Annotated in this window: 17 protein-coding genes and 3 pseudogenes; 8 read left to right on the top strand and 12 right to left on the bottom strand. The window is 56.9% G+C overall.

The genetic code is table 11. The features are described 5' to 3' along the window. Nucleotide 1: 1 nt before the first annotated feature. Both LZ686_RS16770 and LZ686_RS16775 read right to left on the bottom strand, forming a co-directional pair. The gene (locus tag LZ686_RS16770; RefSeq protein WP_139598946.1) at nt 2-673 is read right to left on the bottom strand and encodes a 3-oxoacid CoA-transferase subunit B; all 672 of its coding nucleotides are present in this window, start codon (nt 671-673) and stop codon (nt 2-4) included. Then, nucleotides 670-1,404, bottom strand: a complete 735-nt coding sequence (locus LZ686_RS16775; RefSeq protein WP_139598947.1) for a 3-oxoacid CoA-transferase subunit A — start codon at nt 1,402-1,404, stop codon at nt 670-672. Before LZ686_RS16775 ends, LZ686_RS16770 begins: the two co-directional genes overlap by 4 nt. A gap of 104 nt (nt 1,405-1,508) precedes the next feature. On the opposite strand from LZ686_RS16775, the gene LZ686_RS16780 reads away from it, so the two are divergent. Beyond that, nucleotides 1,509-2,267, top strand: a complete 759-nt coding sequence (locus LZ686_RS16780; protein WP_139598948.1) for an IclR family transcriptional regulator domain-containing protein — start codon at nt 1,509-1,511, stop codon at nt 2,265-2,267. Between the two features lie 1,301 nt (nt 2,268-3,568). On the opposite strand, the gene LZ686_RS16785 is transcribed toward LZ686_RS16780, so the two are convergent. Beyond that, on the bottom strand, nt 3,569-3,706 hold the full coding sequence (locus tag LZ686_RS16785; RefSeq protein WP_349548520.1) for a hypothetical protein: 138 nt from the start codon (nt 3,704-3,706) through the stop codon (nt 3,569-3,571). A 160-nt stretch (nt 3,707-3,866) separates the two neighbouring features. On the opposite strand from LZ686_RS16785, the gene LZ686_RS16790 reads away from it, so the two are divergent. From LZ686_RS16790 to LZ686_RS16800, 3 genes are all read left to right on the top strand, one after another. After that, entirely contained in the window at nt 3,867-4,898 is a 1,032-nt protein-coding gene (locus LZ686_RS16790; protein ID WP_349548521.1) for a family 8 glycosyl hydrolase, read from the top strand. 88 nt (nt 4,899-4,986) lie between these two features. After that, entirely contained in the window at nt 4,987-6,156 is a 1,170-nt protein-coding gene (locus LZ686_RS16795; RefSeq protein ID WP_349548522.1) for an HlyD family secretion protein, read from the top strand. A gap of 1 nt (nt 6,157) precedes the next feature. Further along, nucleotides 6,158-8,137 (top strand): glycosyltransferase family 2 protein, encoded by a 1,980-nt coding sequence (locus LZ686_RS16800; RefSeq protein ID WP_349548523.1) that lies wholly within the window; start codon nt 6,158-6,160, stop codon nt 8,135-8,137. Here LZ686_RS16800 and LZ686_RS16805 read toward each other — a convergent pair. From LZ686_RS16805 to LZ686_RS16825, 5 genes and pseudogenes are all read right to left on the bottom strand, one after another. Then, on the bottom strand, nt 8,121-9,194 hold the full coding sequence (locus LZ686_RS16805; RefSeq protein WP_349548524.1) for a cache domain-containing protein: 1,074 nt from the start codon (nt 9,192-9,194) through the stop codon (nt 8,121-8,123). The two genes, LZ686_RS16800 and LZ686_RS16805, sit on opposite strands and share 17 nt — an antisense overlap. A gap of 26 nt (nt 9,195-9,220) precedes the next feature. Further along, complete coding sequence (locus LZ686_RS16810) at nt 9,221-9,799, bottom strand: hypothetical protein (protein ID WP_349548525.1); 579 nt, start codon at nt 9,797-9,799, stop codon at nt 9,221-9,223. Between the two features lie 442 nt (nt 9,800-10,241). After that, on the bottom strand, nt 10,242-10,604 hold the full coding sequence (locus tag LZ686_RS16815; RefSeq protein WP_349548526.1) for a hypothetical protein: 363 nt from the start codon (nt 10,602-10,604) through the stop codon (nt 10,242-10,244). A 308-nt stretch (nt 10,605-10,912) separates the two neighbouring features. Beyond that, nucleotides 10,913-11,195 (bottom strand): annotated as a pseudogene (locus LZ686_RS16820) (transposase); the annotation flags it as partial. Between the two features lie 475 nt (nt 11,196-11,670). Further along, the gene (locus LZ686_RS16825) at nt 11,671-11,877 is read right to left on the bottom strand and encodes a hypothetical protein (RefSeq protein WP_349548527.1); all 207 of its coding nucleotides are present in this window, start codon (nt 11,875-11,877) and stop codon (nt 11,671-11,673) included. A gap of 743 nt (nt 11,878-12,620) precedes the next feature. On the opposite strand from LZ686_RS16825, the gene LZ686_RS16830 reads away from it, so the two are divergent. Continuing rightward, the gene (locus tag LZ686_RS16830) at nt 12,621-13,616 is read left to right on the top strand and encodes a Hint domain-containing protein (RefSeq protein WP_349548528.1); all 996 of its coding nucleotides are present in this window, start codon (nt 12,621-12,623) and stop codon (nt 13,614-13,616) included. Nucleotides 13,617-13,919: 303 nt separating this feature from the next. Here LZ686_RS16830 and LZ686_RS16835 read toward each other — a convergent pair whose 3' ends face one another. Both LZ686_RS16835 and LZ686_RS16840 read right to left on the bottom strand, forming a co-directional pair. Continuing rightward, nucleotides 13,920-14,552 carry a TetR/AcrR family transcriptional regulator gene (locus LZ686_RS16835; protein WP_139598956.1) on the bottom strand — a complete coding sequence of 211 codons (633 nt, stop codon included), beginning with the start codon at nt 14,550-14,552 and terminating at the stop codon, nt 13,920-13,922. 697 nt (nt 14,553-15,249) lie between these two features. Then, nucleotides 15,250-17,112 carry a calcium-binding protein gene (locus LZ686_RS16840; RefSeq protein ID WP_349548529.1) on the bottom strand — a complete coding sequence of 621 codons (1,863 nt, stop codon included), beginning with the start codon at nt 17,110-17,112 and terminating at the stop codon, nt 15,250-15,252. A gap of 695 nt (nt 17,113-17,807) precedes the next feature. On the opposite strand from LZ686_RS16840, the pseudogene LZ686_RS16845 reads away from it, so the two are divergent. Further along, nucleotides 17,808-18,260: pseudogene (locus tag LZ686_RS16845) on the top strand (transposase); the annotation flags it as partial. Here LZ686_RS16845 and LZ686_RS16850 read toward each other — a convergent pair. After that, nucleotides 18,176-18,412, bottom strand: a pseudogene (locus LZ686_RS16850) (hypothetical protein); the annotation flags it as partial. The pseudogenes LZ686_RS16845 and LZ686_RS16850 sit on opposite strands and share 85 nt — an antisense overlap. Before the next feature lie 326 nt (nt 18,413-18,738). Here LZ686_RS16850 and LZ686_RS16855 point away from each other — a divergent pair. After that, complete coding sequence (locus tag LZ686_RS16855; protein ID WP_139598959.1) at nt 18,739-19,293, top strand: hypothetical protein; 555 nt, start codon at nt 18,739-18,741, stop codon at nt 19,291-19,293. Nucleotides 19,294-19,731: 438 nt separating this feature from the next. Here the strand turns inward: LZ686_RS16855 and LZ686_RS16860 are convergent, their stop codons facing one another. Continuing rightward, complete coding sequence (locus tag LZ686_RS16860; RefSeq protein ID WP_349548530.1) at nt 19,732-19,956, bottom strand: hypothetical protein; 225 nt, start codon at nt 19,954-19,956, stop codon at nt 19,732-19,734. A 650-nt stretch (nt 19,957-20,606) separates the two neighbouring features. Here LZ686_RS16860 and LZ686_RS16865 point away from each other — a divergent pair. After that, nucleotides 20,607-21,014, top strand: coding sequence for a response regulator (locus LZ686_RS16865; RefSeq protein WP_139598961.1), 408 nt, complete (start codon nt 20,607-20,609; stop codon nt 21,012-21,014). Nucleotides 21,015-21,386 lie beyond the last annotated feature (372 nt).

The raw sequence follows: 21,386 nt of genomic DNA on the forward strand, positions 1-21,386 counted from the left end.
CTCATACCTCCGGAACGGTCAGGTCGGTCACGGCACCATCCACATGCAGCGGGGCGCCGGTGAGCAATTGCAGAGCCTCAAACGACAGGGCGGCGAGCTTTTCGCGCAGCACGAACCGACCGCCCTCGATGTCGATGACCGCCAGCGAGGTATAAACCCGCGTCACGCAGGCCACGCCGGTCAAGGGCAAGGTGCAGGCTTCAACCAGCTTGGGCTTGCCGTCGCGGGTCACATGGTCGGTGATGACCGCCACGCGCTTGGCCCCATGGACCAGATCCATCGCGCCGCCGACGGCGGGCACGCCCTTGGGGCCGGTCGACCAGTTTGCCAGATCTCCGTTCTGTGCGACCTGATAGGCCCCCAGGATCGCGACATCCAGATGCCCCCCGCGCACCATCGCAAAGCTGTCGGCGTGGTGAAAGAACGCGGTGCCGGGCCGGATCGTCACCGCCTTCTTTCCGGCATTGATCAGATCCCAGTCCTCCGCGCCCGCCGCGGGGGCCTCGCCGAAGCCGAGGATGCCGTTTTCGGTATGAAAGATCGCCTGACGCCCGGTGGGCTGGAAGCGGGCGACCATTTCCGGAAATCCGATGCCCAGATTGACATAGGCTCCTTCGTGGATGTCCTGCGCGGCCCGCCACGCGATCTGCGCATTTGTCAGCTTGTCAGTCATGCCGCCACCTCCGGGTATCGCGCCCCTGCGCGGTTCAGGTCCTCTTCCTGCGCCGGGTCCGGCACGTGGATGATCCCATCGACAAAGATCCCCGGCGTGATCACCGCCTCCGGGTCGATATCTCCCGGCGCGACCACATGGCTGACCTGCACGATCGTCCGCATCGCGGCCATCGCCATCAGCGGCGCAAAGTTGCGCGCGGCCATCCGGTAGGTCAGATTGCCCAGGTGATCCCCGGCCTCCGCCTTGATCAGCGCCACATCGGCTTTCAGCCAGCGCTCCTGCACATAGGACCGGCCGTCGAATTCGGCCACGGGCTTCCCCCGCGCCAGGTCGGTGCCGAACCCGGTGGGGGTATAGAACGCCGGGATGCCCGCCCCGCCTGCGCGGATGCGTTCGGCCAGCGTTCCCTGCGGGACCAGCTCAAGGTCGATCTGCCCGGCCAGATAGCGCTCGGTGAACACCACCGGGTCTGCCGAGCGCGGAAAGGAACAGATCATCCGGGCCACCATGCCCTGCTCGATCATCGCCGCGATGCCGACATGACCGTTGCCGGCGTTGTTGTTGATCACCGTCAGGTTTCCGGGGCTACCGGTCGTCACAAAGCGGTCGATCAGGGCGTGGATGAGTTCGATCGGCGCGCCGGAGCCGCCAAACCCGCCGATCATTACCGTGGCACCGTTCGCGATTTGGGCCGTGGCCGCCGCCAGCGTTGAGATACGCTTGTCCATGAATGCTCCTCCGTATGGGGAGGGCTTACGGCGCGATAACAAACAAAGCTATCAGGTTTGGTCACATGTTGAGTTTTGTTCGGACTGCGATTATTTCTGATCGCATGGCGAACAGAACCGACATTATCGGATCATTGGGCAAGGGACTGCAGGTGATCGAAGCCTTCGGCGCCGAGCGACCCCGCATGGCGATTTCCGAGGTGGCGGAGGCAACCGGCTTGGATCGGGCCACCGCCCGGCGCTGTCTGCTGACCCTGCACGAGTTGGGCTATGCTGATTACGACGGGAAGTTTTTCACCCTGACCGCGCGGGTGTTGCGCCTAGGCATGGGGGCCTTGGCAGCGATGCCCTTGGCGCAGCTGGTCCAGCCTTGGCTGGACCAGTTGTCCGACCGGATCGGCCAATCGACATCCGTGTCGATCCTTGACGGCACCGAGATCGTCTATCTCGCCCGCGCCGCGCAGCGTCGGGTGATGTCGATCGGGCTGATGCCCGGATCACGCCTGCCCGTGCATTGCACGTCGATGGGGCGCGTCCTGCTGGCCGCCCTGCCCCGCGATCAGGCCCTGACGCTGATCATGACATCCGATCTGACGCCCCGGACCGCCCACAGCCTGACCGACCCCACCGAGATCATGGACCGGATCGACACTGCCCGTGTAGACGGGTACGCCGTCATCGATCAGGAGGTGGAGCCGGGACTGCGGTCCATCGCCGTCCCGCTGTACTCGGTGCATGGCCGGGTCATCGCCGCGGTCAATACCGGGGTCGCCGCGGTTCAGACCGATGCCGTGGATCTGGTCGGGCTGTATCTCGATCCGCTCCTGAAGGTTCAGGAGGGCCTGCGACGCGTGCTGCGATAGCGCGACACGCCAAATTGCCGCAGATACCGTTAGCTACTGTCGCGTTACCCTTAATTCCGGCACACGGCGCATTGAGCAGCGTTTGTTGCCCTTAGATATGACGTTCAGACGCCAGCTTGCGGAAGTTTTTCCCATTCCGCAGGACAATACGATCAACCGCTGCAAAAAGACGGGGTTCCAGTTCGAACGTACGAGGCATGGCAACTCTTGCGTCCTAGTCGAGGCCAGTGCTGAACATTGTCGCCTTGACCAGTGGACGTAACTTAGCCACGGCGAAGGCAGAAAGGCAGAAAGGCAGAAGAGTTTCACGTCGGGTTTGAGCCTAAAAAAGGCAAAAGCCGTATGTGCGTGAACGGACTTAAGCGCGTTGGCGTAGATAGCTGTACAAGCGGTCGAGGGACCGATGCCCGGCGCAGCGCCTCAGCACCAGCATCGCCACAGTCTCCGTCATTACCTTCCATCGATACCAACCGTCCAAATCCGCGCACCCTATGTCAGATTCAACAACAAGAATGTCGAGTTTAATGGCAAGATACCGTTTTTAGTGGCAAAGCCGCCCAATTGATTTATTTGACTTTTCTATACCGCATTTAAGGGCTATGCGACAGCCGGTGATGCACCGCCTGTCCTGGACGAGGATGAGGCGGAAGCAGAGAGCCTCGTCGATGCAGGCGCGGAAGCCGAAGATGAGCCGGCGGCCCGGGTCGCGACGGAAGCCCTTGTCGCAGCGGAGAGCAGTGATGCTAACTGACGGAAGCCCTGCTGACGATGGACTGCTTTGGCAGTATCACCCTTGCAGGACACATCAAACCCTGTGAGGTGGCAGTCCCGGCATTCGGCGGAACTGAACCGATGAGTATTGAATATCCCAAATGGTGAGTTACATTAGGTAGCATACCGCATAGGTTGTGTCGCTAGATGCTTCAGGCTTTCATGGGGAGGGTTCTGGCTGTGACGATCATTGGCAAAGACTTCGCGACGTTTCTGAGAGCCGTTGAAGCGGCGGGACATGCCGCCAGTCCCGGCGACATTCTATGTGACTCGCTCAGACGCGCGCAGCTGGTCTGTCTTGTTGCGAACGCCTCGACAGCCGCGGCAGTGCTGACGCGAACCGCTGTACGCTGAGACCGTCCGTTTCTTGCGCTGAAGTAGCGCACAGAAGGCTGTGCCGCCGAAAGCTATGCTGTTTCCGCCCTGACTGCAGCCGTAAAGAAATCCGGGACGGCTACCGTAGGGTGGAGCCGCTCAGCCTTTTGGAGAAAGCGACTTGGACCAGATCAAGCCAGCACACCGGCTTTTCGTCAGTTGGAGACCGCCTTGTACAGCTGATCCTGTTGCCGGATAAGCTTCTCATAGAGTGCCCGATATTTGGTATTGTGGTTATAGGCTGATAGAGCCGACACGATCATATCGAGTTCGTCTACGGTGGCGATGGCCATGATCACGGTGTTCCGCACGGTTGTCTCCGTCTGATTTTTTGGTTCGCCGGCATTAACCTGGAGCGCACGCCTTGGTTGCACTGATTAACCGAAAGTTGATTTTCTGGCGGAAACGCGCTCAGTACGGGCTGGCACGCATTCAGATGGGGTATGACACCTGATGATGACGCGTCGCTCGTTGATATGCGCAGCCCTCTGCGCGAGCACTCCGCTGCTCCGTGCCGCGTTCGCGGACGATCCGCCGACACAATGGCAACAATGGCAGCGCCGCTATGTCAGTTCCGGCAGGGTGGTCGACGCACAGCAAGGCGGCATTTCTCATTCCGAGGGACAAGGATATGGTCTCCTGCTTGCTCAAGCGCATGGTGATCGCGAAGCGTTCGATGAAATCGACGCATGGACCCGACAACACCTTGCGATCCGCGATGATCGCCTGATGGCTTGGAAATGGCAGCCAGGTGCGGGCAACAATATCCCTGACTGGCACAATGCCACCGACGGCGATCTTTTTCGTGCCTGGGCACTGCTTCGAGCCGGACGGGACTCTGGGTGGACAGAGTATACTGACGCCGCTCTCAGAATTGCGCGAGATATTGCACGCCTTTGTCTTGCTCCCGATCCAAGGGCAGCGAATGGACCCCTGCTTCTGCCAGGCGCCGAAGCAAGGCGTGCCAAAAATCGTGTGCTGATCAATCCATCCTACATCATGCCACGTGCCCTGCGTGAGCTGGGGGAAGCTGCGGGTGAGCCTGCGCTCGTTCAGGCAGCCGATCATGGAGAAACCGTACTTGCCGAACTGGCAGCCACTGGCTTCCTGCCAAACTGGGTGGATGTAACACGGGCAGGTTTCGCAAAGCCTGTAGAGCATGACTTTCGATGGGGATATGACGCTCTCCGCATCCCTCTTTATCTGACCTGGTCGAACAGAACCGATCACCCGGCAGTGCGTTCAGCAGCGAGCCATATGAGCGACGGTGCCTTGCCGGGACATGTCGTTGTTGAGGCGACACCACAGGGGGAGGTGTTACAGGCCAGCGACCGCGCAGGATTCACCGCTATTCGACGCTTGATAGACTGTGCAAATATTGATGTTTCATCAGCCGTCATTGGTGCTGACTACTATTCCGATACCCTGCTGATGCTCATTGAGCTGGCCTTCCGGGAAGGGGAATGCAACACGCCGCCGCAATAAGGGGAAACATCTCCAGATGGTGGTGACCGTAATGAATTACTCGCTTAAGCTGAACTAAAAGAAATCATCAGCTTGGGTTGCATCTCTCATGAAATACAGCAGACCAGTTATCGGGATCCTCCTGATCCTCTTGTCGATCTGGGTGATCGTGGGCGAGCAGATGTCCGGGGCGAGCGCGGATGCCGTAGTCAACGCACCGATCGTCACGATCCGGGCGCCGGTTGCCGGAAACCTGACGATCCCCGAGAGACAGTTGGGCGGACGGGTTACGCAAGGCGAGGTGCTGGCCAGCATTGAAGACCCGATCGTCGATCGCGTCAGGCTCAATGATCTGCTGATGGAAGTCCGGCTGGAGGAGGCTGCGCGCGCTCAGATCGCGGAGTTGTTGGCAGAAACCGGTGCCATCCGCGACGACCTGGACCGACGTGCGAACATCTTTCGCACGAACCGGCTGGAAGAGCTGCGAACGCGTCTGACGCACGCCCGATCGCGTCTGGCCATTCTGGAGCAAGAGCAAGCCGCTGTGCCCGACCCGCGCCTGCTGGACGCGGTTGAGGAGAACGACCAGCGCCTGCCTGCCGAACCGCGGCTGGATGCGCTGGCGCTTGATCATGCGCGCGAACGCGTGGCGATCCTGCAGATCGCGCTAAACGCTGCGCAACAGGGCGTGTTTCTGGGCGACGGGTACAACGACGCACCCAATGCCGAACAGCGCAGCGTCGAATTGCGCAGCGAAATCGCGACCCTGAACACGCGTCTGGCCGAAGCCGATGCCAGGCTGACCGCGGTCGGTGAGCGTACCGACCGCGAACGTCTGCGGGTCAACAGCCAGATCGGCGGCGATCTGCAAAGCCCTGTAACCGGGATCTTCTGGGACGTGCTTCAGGCCGACGGAGTCAACGTTCAGCGCGGCGATCCGCTGCTGCGGCTCGTGGATTGCAGTTCCACGGTGGTGACCCTGTCGGTGACTGAACGCACCTACAATGATCTGGCTGTCGGCCAGTCCGCGCGCTTCAGACTTGCGGGTTCGTCTGAAGTTCATGATGCCACTGTCGCCCGCCTTGCCGGAAGCGGCGCCGCTACGATCTATCAAGCGATGGCGGTCGCTCCCAGCCAGAAACATCTGGAACGATTCGACGTGGCATTGATCGTTCCTGCACTGCGCGACGGGGGCGCGGACAACTGTGTCATCGGCCAAACGGGACGTGCCTTTTTCGAGACGCGCCCGCTGGACGGCCTCCGCGGGCTATTCAACTGAGATGCCGGACGTCCTGCTGTTCAGCCAGCTGGGGTCTAGCACGGTTCATCTGTTGCTGGTCCTTGGCGTAGGTCTCACCCTCCGATCATGGGTGAATGTCCACGACACCCTGCACCGCTCGATCCTGCTGGGCATCGGCTTTCTGCTGGCCGTTCGCTATATCTGGTGGCGGGGAACCGAGACGCTGGCGCCACCCGGCCTGACCTTGGACATGCTCGCAAGCTGGTCGCTGTTCGCGCTCGAGTTTCTTGCGCTGATGGGATCGGTCAGCGCCTTTGTGATCATGTCGCGCATCAAGATCCGCAGCGCCGAGGCGGACGCCCACGAGGGGTGGTGGTGTGAAACCGAACCACGGGTCGCGATCCTGATTGCCACGTACAATGAGGACCTGGAGGTTCTAGAACGCACCATCATCGGCGCCAAGTTCCTGCGCCATAGGAACAAGGAAGTCCTGGTTCTTGATGACAGCCGCCGGGACTGGCTTCGCGACTATTGCGCGCAACAGCAGGTCCGATACATGCGTCGTCCAGACAACAAGGGGTCCAAGGCAGGCAACATTAACCACGCGCTGGATCGTCTGGCCGAAGACCCGGTTCCACCAGATTTTGTGGCTGTTCTGGACGCTGACTTCGTTCCCCATCGCGGCTTTCTGGGGCGCAGTCTGGCGCTGTTTCATGATCCCGACGTGGCACTGGTCCAGACCCCCCAGCACTTTTTCAACGCCGACCCAATCCAGCACAATCTCGGGATAAGCCAGTCCTATCCCGACGAACAGCGGTTCTTCTTCGATCACATGCAGCCCTGTCGTGACGGGTGGGGGATCGCCATCTGCTGCGGTACTTCGTCCATTTGCCGTTGGTCCGCGCTTCGCGAGATTGGTGGCTTTCCGACGGAGAGCGTAACCGAAGATTTCATGCTGACGCTGGCCTTGCAGGAACGCGGGCTCAAGACCGTCTATCTGTCCGAACCCCTGACCGAGGGGCTCGCCCCTGAAGGGCTCAAGGAATATGTGACGCAGCGCGCGCGCTGGTGCCTGGGCTTGATGCAGATTGCCCGCTCCAGCCTGGGTCCACTATCAGCCAGCAAACTGCGCCTGCGCGATCGCTGGAGCGTCATCGATTCGATCTTCTTCTGGATGACCAGCTTTCCGTTCCGCATTGCGGTGGTCGTCTATCCGTTGCTGTACTGGTTCTTCAACATCATCGTGGTGGACGCGTCCCTGCCCGACGTGATCACGTTCTTTGGGTGTTATTTCCTGTGGTCATTCTTGGTCCTTCGGACGCTGATGCCGGGAATGTTCGTGCCGATCCTGCATGATGTCAGTCAGCTGATCGGCGCGATCGCGATCAGCCGCGCGGCGTTCACTGGCATGTTCCGACCCAAGGGGCATCCGTTTTCAGTGACGGCCAAGGGGGGCGACCGCACCAAGGTCACGGTCCAGTGGGACTTGATGCGACCGTTCCTGATCCTGCTGGTGCTGACCCTTCTTGGCCTGACCATCGGCATCGTATCCGACCGGTTCGCCTTCAACGACGCGGGCGACGGAAAATGGGTTGTAATCTTCTGGACGATCTACAACGTGTTCGTGCTGACACTGACCGTTCTGGCCTGCATCGAACTACCGCGCCGGGAACGCCATATCGCCGACTTGCCAGATCGCGCCGTCTTCGTGGTTGAGGGTGATATCCGGCGTCAGTGGATCAGCGCGATGAACATGGATGAGGCCAGACTACGCGGTAAGATCTATCCCACAGGCACCGAGGCCAAGCTGCGGATCGCCAAGATCGGGGACATTCCTGTAACCGTCATCGCCGAGACGGTGGACGGAAACCGCGTGCGCCTGACGCCGACACCGGACCAGCGCGAAGCCCTAATGCTGCGTTTTTATGCCGAGGGCGCGGCCCCAGGCACAGGGCGAGCACAGCTTGGCGGCATCCTGGCGGGTATGGGTCGGCGACTGTCGTTCAGCTCTCGCCGCTGACTGGATCGCGCTGGAGGCGTGCCAGCGCGGTTGACAGCTGTGCCGCCTCGACCGTGATGCGGCTGTTGGCGGGGTAATTCTGCGACCCTTCGGCGATTTGTTCAGCGGATTTCGCCAAGCGTGAAAGAGGTGCGAGAATAAGGCGCGAGTAGATCATGGTGATGAGAAATACCAACGCCAGAGCCACGAGAGCAGCGTAATGAGCCCCGTTCCGGATCAGGTCGACTCCGAAACTCACGCTGTTGGCATCCAGTCGACCGATCATCCGCCACCCGAAGCTCGGCAGGTCACCGGACGTGACTTCTGGCACGATCGTCGAGAAGTAGTCGCGGCCGTCCGGCCAGGTCTCCCGTCCCTCGGCGCTTATTCCTGTCTGGGCGGTCCGCAATATCTGCAGGTCGGCTTCTGTCGGTGCCTGATCAGTGGAAGAGGCCGATATCGTACCGCTCGGATTTATGAGGTAGAGATCAATACCGAACCTCTCCGAAGTTTCACGCAGATAGTCAGCGAGCCAGTTGGCGTTGATGTGCATGCCGATGACGCCTGAAATATCACCGCTTTCATCCTGCACCGGACGTGCCAGATCGATAAAGCGCAGGGGTTCGTCACTGTTGCCACCGAGCAGTTGGGCGAGCAGAACCGCATCATGTACATCGCCCGCAAAACCACCCGTCAGACCGTTGCGGTACCAAGGGCGTTCGCTGACATCCTGCCCCACCAGAAGATCGTTTGTTGCCGAAACCACGATCCCACTGAGATCGGCGTAGCCGACCCATGAAATGCGGGTGGGATTACCCCCTGCGCCTGTCATCAAATATGAAAGTTGATCGGGGGTCAGCTTGCTTGCCTGCTCGGTAAGGAAGATGAGATTGTGCCAATCGCGCTCCAGCATTCGGGCAAGCTCACCCGCCGCGGCAGTCGTGCGAAAGCGTGAGGCAAATGCCAACGTACTGTCGGTGAAACGATCGCCCCTGAGATAGACGAAGGCGGCACAGACGACGGTGACGGCTGCGAGGCAGGAGAGGCAGAAGAGAACGACCGAGCGCCGCAGCGTCATGGGATGCGCTGATGTCATTTCAAACCTCAAAATGTGTTGATGGAAAAGCCGGCAAACAACTCCTCGGAGCTGAGCTTGTATCCGACCCGCAGACTGACCGAGCTCCCGGCCAGTCGCCTCTGCACGGCCACTGTGGTTTCGCTGTAGGTCTCGCTGGCGCCACGCGACAGCTCGATACCGAGATCTGCCGGTGCATAGGTGACTTGGGTCAGAAGAAACCAGGAATTGTAGACCGTACTCGCCTCGCCCAGGAAATACGCCGAGCCGAAATCGGTTGGAAAGTAGCGGTCAGCGACCAGCCTCAGCCCCGCTTCGAAATCATCGCCCTCTCCATCGTCGTCTTGATAACCCACTGTCGGCCCCACCTTCAGGGAAGCAGGTGCGTTTAACGGAAGGGCATAGGCGACGCTGACAGAGGCTGAGCGGCCGCCCTCATAATCGGCGTAGCTTATGCCAGATGTAAAGGATCCCCGGGACACAGCACCCACGGTAGTTTGGGTCTGACCCCCGATGTCGATCTGGAGGAACTCGCCGTCCGCCAGTACTGGCTGGACAAGAAAGGCCCCGGCAATAGTTGCGGAGAGGAGAACTGTCCTGTGGGGCATGATCGCCTCATGAGTGAACTGAAGCCATACTATGCACGTAATGCGACTGCATCCTAGGGGGGAATGGGATTTGCATAGTTGTGTGGGCATCGGCAATACGAGGCATAAACATCCGACAGCTGTGGCACTTAACACCGCGATTGACCCTGTGCTGGCTTACGTTGAACGGCTGGCGTAAATTGTTACCTGCCATCCCAGCCCGTTGCAGACGCTGGAAACCATCGAGCGTGCAAAGCGGCAGCGGGACGATGCCACGTTCCATCGCGACGGACGTGCATGACTGTTAGTGCAGCGCAGGTCTAGAAGCGCAATCGTGGCTTTAATAACAAACCAACTGGTTGGGCTGGCGGCCTGCTACGTGCACGAGACGCAATTTCAATGTAATGGGAAAGAAAATTTTCCGTAGCGACCCGAGCCCAAAAGATTTTGAGGATTAAAATATTCAGGCCAACTTGCGAACGGCAGTGTCGTCACGAAGCTCAATATTTGAAGAATGAACAGCGCTACCGGCAGAATAATCAGCACTAGGGTACATGCCCAAATGAACGCCAAAAAAAGCTCGGTCCTGATCTGCCTTAGCTTTTGCATTCGCACGCCTTTGCTTTAATGTCAGCGAGCCTTTGCTGGCGATTAGATCAATAGTCTCAAGCTCACTGATCATGCGCATGATACGCATACGAATGAAGGCTTCATCCTCGGTTCCAATATCGATACGTGGAATCCCGATCCTGCAGGCGCTGATGACTGCCTTTGCATGGGCGAGATTCGCTGCTAGATCCTTGCTGGTATTTACCCGATAGTCCATCACCTGCTCCTTTAGCTCCATCTCGCTATATACGGCGCATCCTAAGGAAGAGATAATTCACGAACGGGTTGATGTGGTCGTTGGCGATTTTAACAGGTTGCTGAATTAGCCGCCGATCAAGAAGGTGTTTCTTGAGGTCGTCGGAACTGACAGCAGATACCACGGCTCACGGACCCTCTGATCGACGACCGATTTTTCCCCGCGACCTCATCCGGCCAGCAACCGCAGCAGTCGGGCGAGGTTGCTGGCTGCCGTCGTCAAGGTGAACTGAGCGCCCACTCGTTTATGCCCCGCAGCATGGTCTGTGCTACGAACCACCGGAAGATGTAGATTATACCGCATCTGCTCCATCATTTGCCGCTCTGAGCGGACCGAGAACAGGATCTGCAGCAGGCAGGCCCGGATCAGTCGCTCCGGCGCAATCGAAGGACGGCCGAAATCGACACAGAGCGCCGCGAAATCTGCATCCAAGCTGAACAGGGCTTCGTTGACGACCTGCCGGATCTTGTGCAGCGGATGCCGAGCCGAAATGCGCTCCTCAATGTCGACATAGTTGAACAGCGATCTGCTCGTCTCGTCCACATCCCGCATGGCCTTCCCCATCAGACCGCCCGGAAAGTGAATCATGTTACGGTTTCAGCGTTCAGAAGAGCGTTTTTCAGCAGCGTTTTAAATGCACAGGAAGCAAGCCTGCTACAGTGCCAATTGGCTACACGAGGTTTATCTGAGTTGGAAAAAAGCGCTGGCCAGACAGTCGCTCCTCCCAAAGCCGCTGCCTGACCGGAATGTAATGTATCGCCAATTGCTTGCTCGGAACGCCTGTTTATTTGGGCAGGTCTGTTTGTGGCCGCTCCCAAGCAGGGCATCTGCGCTTTCATGCCAGACAACACCCGACCGTCGTCGTTTGAACGTGGGAGACCACCGTGCCTGGCCAGCCTATCGAGAGACACGTTCAGCGTAGCGGGCAGTTTGCCGGGCCGCTCCAGCAGCTTACACATGGCTCATATTCAGCACCGTCGCAGAGGGTTAACCGATGCGCCAGTACCCCGCAGATGCAATCAACACATCAGAGGCGCGAAATTCCTGACAGCGCTGCCAGGCGGGCGGAGATGATCTGCTCGCGCGTTTCGCGAACATGGATGATCTGCTGAGACCCCCGCCGATACAGAGCCAGGATGGTGGCGCCCTCCGGGCCGTTGTCGATGTTGAACTCGGTATCGGCCTCGAACCGTATCGCCACAGGAAGATTGTCGGGCATTCTGGTCAGCGTCATCCGCGGCATAACTTGCCACTCCCTGGGCAGTGCGACTATGCACAGAGTTGCATATTAAACGGAACAGTTCAGCAAGCCCTTTTATGAGCTATTGGGATCCATGTCAGATCGTATTTTGCGGCGAAGTGTTCCCTGCCACGCGATGTATCTTCCCGCTTCGTACCCGCGCTTCAAGTTTTGCAGCCAAGGCGCCGTGCCGAGCCATCCAGAACTGTGCTTTTCTTTCAGCTTCAGTCCGTTCGGCATGGCAGGCCCCTTCCCGTCGTTCCAGCAGTTCAAGGCGCTGTAGCCACCGCCGTCCGCGCAGTTGAGCATCTTCCAGTTTCGTCTCGATCGAGTTTACGGCCATACAAACCTCCAAAAGCATCAGGCAGTTGTAAGATTACACGGATAACGTGCAAATGGAGCCTGAACGTTCGAAAAAGTCGCCCGGGGCTGCTGTTGGGAGCTGCGACTACCAAGCATGAACGTCACCGTGATGACCACAATCACCGCCCCGGCGGGGTAGCCGATCGGGCTGGCTGTCCGCTCGATGATCCGGATTTCGGTAAACAAGCCCGTTGCGAAGCCGGCAGCCTCGCTGGACCGACGGTCCACGAGCGATCGCATCTCGGGCTGCCGCTTCATCTCAGTCGCAATTGATAAACCACGAATGCTTAGAACGCCGCGCATCGCGGGTCGCGTTAACCTTGCAGAAAATGCAAATCCGTACGGTCGGGAAACCCCTGTGAAAGGAGCTTCCCGTGATCACGTTCAGCATTCGAGGCGATCAACTGATCGTCGATCCCGCCGTCGGCACCAACTCCGCCCAAGGCACGGCGACGGTGCAATGGGGCCGCCAGATCTGGGCCAAGGACCACCGCATCGAAATCACCGCCATCAACGACACGGGGACGGAGCTGACCGGCAGAAGCGGGATCACCGGGCTGAAGGTCTTTGACGGATCGGGCAAGCAGGTAGCCGAGTACCAACCGATGAACCCCGGCCAGACCGCCAACATCCAGAGTGATCTCTCTGGCCTGGGGGACGATTATGCCCGGATCAACACGTCGGTGATGCAGCCTGCACCGGGGTCGCCCTGGATCGGGCCGATCATGATCACGAATGGCGACAATTCGTTCGCGACGCTGCCGCAGACATTCTCCGTGGGCAATGGCGCCTATGATATCGCGCCCGCGCTGTCCCGCTCTCTGGTGGCGCCCTGCTTTGGGCCGGACGTGCTTGTCGATGTCTCCCGTGGGGGCATGATCCCGGTTCGGGATGTCCGGGTGGGCGACGCGATCCTGACCGCCGACGGGCGCCAGCCCGTGCTGTGGACGGACTGGCGACACTGTTCCGGCAAGACCCCGCAGGACTGGCCCGTCGATCTGAACGGAGAGCTGTTCTCTCCCCTGCACAGGATCCTCTGGCACGGGCGGTGGGCCAAGGCCAAGCACCTTGCCGAGGCCGGGCGTGCCACGCTGCGTCCCGATCACGGCCCGATCGACTATCACCACATCCTGTTGCCGGTGCATTCGGTCATCCTGACCGCCCGCAACCGCGTCGAGAGCCTGCTGATGACACCCTATTCCCTCGGCCTGTGGGATCACGCCCCTGCCCTGTGCGCGCATGACGGTGCATCGACCCGGCTGACCCACGACGAATGGCGACGTGGAGAACTGCTAAGTCAGGAACGGCGTGCCGGTGCGGCGGCGACAGCGTCTCATGGTCATGATAGATACTTCCATCGGGTGTCATAGCAGTATGGCAGTGCTAGAAGTATTGATGCCCATTTGCAATAAGCGGTATCTTATACCTTCTTGGCTCTTCGTGCTGTCAGATAATGAATTCATTCTCAACCGAAGCTGAGTTGAATTGTTCATCGAGGAATGATCCCCCTCTGATTGTGAATGCAGAGTCGTAAAGGAAAAAGAGTATGGGTTAGCTCAATCGTTTTCTTGAACGCTTCGACTCAGCTTAACCAGTCACCAGTCACGGCTTTCCCCGGCTCTGTAAAATGGGCAGTGGCCGAATTTGCAATTAATCTCCTACGAGACCATACCTTATATTCCGTATCTGGACAGAAATAGTTCTGCAGCCTCGTTGGAAATCCTGACAAGCTGCGCATTGCCAAGCCTTTCTAGTCCTAGCATAATCGGATACTGTGCTTGTGCCATAACAAGGGTGCTTAATTGGAAAGCCGAATCGTCAATGTTATGGTGCTTAATTTCACCAGTAACGATCCATTTATCGATGATGGATTTCAGGGGCTCGGTGACATTTCTTGCGATTCCAGACGCATAATCCTGAGCCCCTTGTGGAAACCGTTCTACTTCTGATACCACCAGCCTAAGTAAACTTGGGCGAGGCTCGGATGTTGACCACTCCGCAAGATCATAAAGAATTTTAGCTAGTACAACCTTAGGCGGTTCATCGAGAAGTCGCTTAAAGGCTTTTCCTGAGAACGCCTGAGCCATCGTTATCTCAAGCATGTCAATAAACATGTAAGACTTGTCAGGGAAGTACTTATACATTGTCGCTTTAGAAGTCTTTGCCTCTCTTGAAATGTCGTCGACACTCGCACCTGCGTATCCGTCCCTCATGAATACCTTAACGAATCCATGACGAATTTGGTCAATCTTAATTTCTTGGTTTAATTCTTTGGGTGTTTTGGACGCTCTTTTTTTCAGCTGCATATATAAATGCCCTAGTTTACATTATGGCGCAAGGTCGTTCAGCCCAAGGGCAAATAGTAGCTGTTTTTGTTGTCATTCCGAAATGACAACATAGAAAACTGTCCTACAATCAAGAGAGGTCTTGCTCGCCTTACCCAAACTAACGCTACAACCGTAAAGTTGGGTTCCAAACCTTTTGCATCCAACAGGTGAGCGTGACGTATCATGCTGGACCACCCAGCCCGACGGCGTCAATATACCTCGTGCGCCATGCCGAGCGGCGAATGTTATGATGCACCGTAGCTATTATACTTGGATAAGAAAATGGGACGAGTGGGTCTCTCGCATGCGAGACGCAAGCGATCTACCGTTTCCTGCATGACCACAGGCCTGGCACGCTCCTCTGGGACGCGATCCCGATCGTACCAAATTTACAAACTGTCGCTGACCCGCACCAAACACGCCAATGGGATGGCACTCCGTGACTGCAATGAGCCAGCACGTCGTTAGTGCCTTTCGGCGCCGACCACGGACCACAGTATGCATCATAAGGATCCTTCATGAACACAGCGTCAAACAGGATGGCTGAGATACCCGAAACCTGAATCTGGCACATGGCGGCCGACAGCGTGTGCGCAAAACCATTTTACTGAAAGGCCCCGTTACCGAAGTCGCCCCCCTAGGGGGCAGTCAATGCGCAAGACGTTCATCCTAGCACTTAAAGGATAAAGTCCGAGGCGACGATCCGCTGCACGCCGGCTAACCAAACGGCAAAATCCTGTACGCCGTCCCCATCAAGGTCGGCACGAACCGAAATGCCGCGCCCCTCGCGGATCAGCCAAACAGCATGCTCCGCAGGTCCATTGGGGTTGAAGATCAAGGCCTGGTTACCTGCTCTGCTCAGATCGGCGTCTAGCCTGGAGACGTCTATCTTATCCTCGCCTGGCGTGAAATCGACGATGACGTCCCGCCCCTGGCCTGGACGGCTGTCATTCTGAGTAAAAAATACGAATCTGTCGGCACTTGCGCCGCCATGCAGTCTGTCTGTGCCCGCCCCACCAGCAATGGTATCCCGGCCGACCCCACCGACCAGAATGTCGTTACCGTAACCGCCATCCAGATGGTCATTACCGGCATCACCATAAAGATGGTCGTTGCCTGAGTTGCCAAACAGTCGATCGTTTCCTGGACCGCCAAAGATTAGGTCATGGCCGTGATGACCAAAGACAGTATCGTTACCCCATCCGCCATACAGATGGTCATGGCCATCGCCACCGTGAAGCCAGTCGTTGCCTGACTTTCCAAGCATCCGATCATTACCCACCCCGCCCCAGAGTCGATCGTGACCATCGCCGCCATCCAGGATGTCGGCGCCAACACCGCCATTCAGGCGATCATTACCGCTGCCACCATAAAGAGCGTCATTCCCGGAATCTCCAAAGATCAGGTCGTTTTCTGATCCCCCGAAAATTGTGTCGTCGCCGGAGGACCCGTGCAATGTGTCATTGTCCGATCCCCCTGCGATGACGTCGTGACCCAATCCCCCGACGATTATGTCGTGACCTTTCCCGCCATCGATGGAGTCATTTCCACTACCGCCGAAGATGCGGTCATGACCGTGATACCCATCAATGTAGTCGTTCCCTTCACCGCCCTGAATCGTGTCGTCTCCCCGATTTCCAAAAATGAAATCATGTCCACCAAGACCGAAGAGACTTTGTCCATGATCGGGAGACCCTTCAATACGGTCGTTGCGGGCGGTGCCAGAGAAGCTGTGGTCTCTTGGGCTGAACCGATGCTCATATTGTGCCTCGACCGGCAGGAAGCGCGCCGGAATGAAATTAACGGGGTTCCGATAGACCACATCCGCCGACGCCGGCACGCCATCTGCCCATTCTTCGGGCCAGTAGATAAAATGGTTTTCCTCCGAGGACTCGGAGTTTCGCCCGTCGGACTGGATCGTCGGAGAGGCGTGCCGTGCACCCTCGAGGGCATAAAGAATGCGATTGTCGATGAGGATCCACTGCTGGCCGAGATGCTGGACAATCCGGACATTGTCGGGAAGATCGTTGAGGTTCACCCGGACATTCCCGATCCAGATCGAGTCCTGTGTCGGATCAAAATCGTCAATTCTTCCGGTAATTTTCTGGTCGCCCTGTGCTACCCCGGAGAAAATGAATCTGTCCGCCCCATGGCCACCAAATACATGGTGCCCAAACCTGTTGGCGTAAGTGTCGTAATTGTAGCGAGCCATGCCTAGATAGAAGGTGTCGTTGCCCCAATCTCCATAGGCATGAGTTTGGAATTGCTGTGGAAGCGGCGCTCCAAAACCAAACGTGTAAATAGTGTCATTACCGCGGCCTCCAGATATTAAGCCGCCCCGAACGCTTCCGAACAGCAGATCATCGCCGGCCCACCCGCGAATATCGACGACCCCATTCCCGCCGTGAATGGTATCAGCATGATCTGTCCCAATTACACCTGACCCTTCGTGTTCTGACGGATTATGAGATAGCGTCAAATCATGCTCCTTCAAAACAAATGAAATTCTATATGTTATGCTGAATCTGAGCAGCAGCAATTATCGCCATCCATATCGGAGACTAGAGCTTCTCAATTTTACAGATAATCCTCGGCATATCTATCCTCACCTTTCGCTACAAAATTGTCAAAAGAATAGGAGAGCCATGCAGGTATCCCGAGCGCGCCGACTGCTAGAGATGCAAGTGATCCAAAAAAATTGCCGCTAATCCCAAATATTACCACGGAGATAAAAATAAATGCTGAAATTGATGCAATGTGCGCAATAATTATATTAACTCTTAAGTCAATATTCAAGCTCCACCAAATTTTCGAAATTATAAATCTTAGCGAGAAAAGGACGGCGGATATTAAAACGGCAAACCCTCCAGCTACGGCATAAATGTAAGCGGCAAATATTAAGCCAGTGCCTGAAGCGAGAGACATCAATGCGGCGAACGTCCCGGTGACGATGCCCGCAATAATTATTGGAACCAGCATAGCGCCGCCACCCCCTTGCAAGGACCCTGTGACATCTCTTGGTTGATTAACTGTGATTCTACTCTGCTTATTAGTTAACGAACTGTCAAGTTCAATGCGGCTATACACAGCACTAGAGAGTTGCGACCGGTGAAAGGCCGGAGTTTCCGTGTAGCCCCCTAACCCACTGAATCTGAACATGGGCGTTGACTAAGGTGAGGATGCATTGGTTTCCGTTCTGCGGCGCGCCTCACGGCCCGGAAAGGCAGTGGTGACATGAGCGACGCCTTCTGGCTGACTTACGCGCAGATGGCACGCACGGTCCCTTTTCTTCGAAAAATTGCACGGCAAGCCAAGCCATGATGACAGGCAAGTTCTCAGCGTGATTATTCCTATAATCGGCAGTGCCTTACGCTGGCGTGATGCACTTACCGCCTATGACCCTCATAAGACACTTTACAGCCGTTGGAGGCGTTGGAGAGGGAAGGGCATTTCCGCTCAGATGATGGCTGGACTAGCTGACGAACATGGTGAAGAGAAGACCGTGATGATAGATGCGACATACCTGAAGTCATATCGCACAACCACCAGTGTGGCCGTTAAAAACAGGGGGCGCGGTGACCTGATCGGCCCCAGTTCTTGGATCAGGAAAAAGTCCGGGGAACTGTTTCCCTGAGAACGGGCGGCATGAACACCAAGCTGCACGTCATTTGCGACAGCCATGGACGATTGTTCAGTCCCGGCATCTTGTGGATCGCCTTTAGGATGAGTCTGTCTGGTTCGGATGTCCAGATCTTGCAGATGTATTCGTAAGGCGTGAGGCCGCCGAGGGTCCTGAGCCGACGTGCGAAATTGCAAGCGGCCATGAAGTCGGCAAGATGGATCCGGAACTAGTTGAGTGTCCGGTGAACCGGGGCAAAACCAAGCCCGGCTGCAAAAATGGCGTTACTATTGCCTTAAAAGAGGATGCAGTAAGCTCGTGTTAAGAGCCTCTTGCTAACATCGTGGCAACGTCCCTCTGCGGCTACATAGCTGCTGCTTTGATTGTAAGGCTCAGATACTTATGGTGTTCTCAACGATATCTGCCGGCGCATTCGTTGTCCTGCTCGCCGTTGTGAGTCCCGCCGCTGCCTGCAACCAACAGCAATTGGTCCGCTCCACTGAGGCCGGTCTTGAACCCCTGTCGGTCTCTGCGCAGGAGATCGGCATGTGGCTGACCGCCTCATCTTTTTCCGGCGGCATCCGCTTCACATCTACTATGGATGGCCACGATCTCCGGCTCGACATCACAAGCTTTCCCGACCACGCACCTGAAGTGGGCTCCGTCAGGGCGATCATGCAGTTGGGTCGTCTGGCCGGCAGCGGGTTTGATCGGCTTCTCTTGGTAGACGGGCAAAAAGATCTTTTTGTGATCAGCGAGGCCGACCTGCGCAGCGTCGGCTGCCAATTCACGTGGCCTTCCAAAGCGCAGGTTGACCCGCTTATGCTGATGCGCCAGCTTGTCGGGGCCATCCGGGAAGAAAGCACGGGCACATCCATCAGGGAACTTTCAGGCTCAGGCTTAGTGATGACCAACACACAGGCAATGTCCATCGTGCAGGACGTCCTCAACGAGGCTTGGGTCGCAAGTGCTCGACGTAACGACAATAAGGTTTACAGGCCGGATGAGGACCCGCAGGATGAGCTGGCCAGCATCATGGCACCCGATATTCATGCACAAGCGCGACAAGTAGAGAAGCCGCTCGTTCTTAGCGGCCTTTAATACTTGCTAGCTTCTTTCAAAAGAAAGAGGGCCAAAAGAGCTTGGAAAGAATATCGACATTTCCGGGTGACATCCATCCTAATGTTCAGTCCCGGCAACTGTTAAGCTCAGAATTAGTTCATTGCTCCCCAGCTTTGGACCGCCGGATGCTGAAGTTTTCGGGGGGCAGAGCAGGGCAGAGCCGGGGCAGAGCAAGGCAGAGTATCGCTACACGCTGGTGGGCGGGCACCTGAGCCCCATACTGGCGGCATCGGGTCCGATGGCAGACTATTCGTCCCGTGACAGGCCTTGTTTTGGTTCGAAAGACTAGTTCTCGGAACAAGAGAATTGGAATGACCACAGACCACGTTAACAAGGTTACGTTCGAGGCTGGGGGTGACGCTTGGTTCCTTCCAGCCAATGGGACCACCACCGGGCGTTCTGTGTCCAGGAACTGAATCAGGTCCAGCCGTCAACGAGTGTTTTCCATTGGCCGAGCAGGGCAGCAGCCTTGTAATCGCCATGCCGTTCGCGCTCCGTTGAAGCGACAGACATCATCATTGCCACATTTTGGTTGTCCATTGCTCCTGGGCGAGTAAGCGTCGCGCGCAGGATGTTTAGCAAAACGCGCTCGGCCAACGCACGCTGTTCGATCTCATCCAGCAACTCATTGTTGGTATGCATCGTCATTCCTGATTTTATGTCACCGATGTTGCATGCAACCATATGTTTACACCTACGCTTAATCCACATACCCACGGCCGAGGGTTTCATGAGCCAAACGCGTATATTTTGATTTTTGTATGACCCCTGCAAGAGAACGAAGGTCCCAGTGGTGGATTCATCATGGATTAGGCACAAGGTCCAAACGTCGACGAGATGGACAACAAGGGATTACCACGCACACCGCTTGGCGCGGCCTCAAGCAATGCATGTTCTGCGTCCTAAGCCGTCATGCACGGCCGGATCTGGGACATGACGACATGACTATGGTGCTGGCGCAGTCGAAGCGTGTCGGGACACGCCTGTTCGGGGGTCAGACCTTACCCCTAGCTGAAGCATGATCAGCAAGAGAATATCAGTTTGAAGATGTCCGCAGCTTGCAGTTCACACTCCTTTGAAGGCGTAGTGGACCTGTCAGCCATTGTCTATCAGGCAGACGGCAACCTGCCGTTGGGTCGATTACCGCAAATTGGCTACTCCTCTCTTACCGACCTCGAAAACCACTGCCCACGAGCGATTAGCCGCCACAGCATTTCTCCGTGGGAACTGTAGAGCTATGAACTCCTTTTTCTCTCATATACCCATACCGCTATGACAATGAGAATTTGAGTATGAACATATCACGATTTGACCCGGTGGTTCTTGTTGTCGAGGATCAGGGGCTTTTGCGCATGACGGCTGTCTCGATCATGGAAGATGCAGGGTTTGAGGCGATGGAGGCCAAGAACGCGGAAGAAGCCTTGATTCTGCTAAGACGCTATCCTGACATTCTGGTCGTGTTCACGGATATCGACTTGAACGCTGAGAAAGACGGGATCTGGCTTGCTGAACAGATCAACAAGGAATGGCCGAAAATCGATGTCATCGTGACGTCGGCATACCCAAGACCAAGGAGCTACAATCCTGACAACGTCATCGCCTACTACGAGAAGCCTTACACCGAGAAAGATCTGATCAATCAGATCCAGAAGGCGATTTTTGGGTCGAGGCGTTTGGTCGCTCCAGTGCCGAGCTCGTAACGGCACCGGACATCGGCAGGTTACAGCTGTCCTTGCGAACCTTGGTGGACCCACGCTGATTTCAGACTGATGGAGATGGCGATGCACGACGACCAAATGTCCCGCGCCAATCGGTAAGTGAAACAACCTTACAGACCGTGTTCACCGCACTGTCCGCAAGCCACCGCGTCGGCCAGTCTGGCCCGGAAGCGATGTAGCAGGACAGGCACCCGTACTTATGCGGGTTCATTTTATCGAGTTCGTTCCCACATTCATCGCAGAACCGGTAAGCGCACATCCGCCGAGAATCTCCATTTTGAGCAACTTCTTGCTTAACGCAGCTTTACTAACGGATCCATAATTATACTGCACAAATCTGGCCGGAGTGTCTGA

The sequence above is a fragment of the Paracoccus sp. NFXS7 genome, assembly GCF_040148865.1.
Lineage (GTDB): Bacteria > Pseudomonadota > Alphaproteobacteria > Rhodobacterales > Rhodobacteraceae > Paracoccus > Paracoccus marcusii.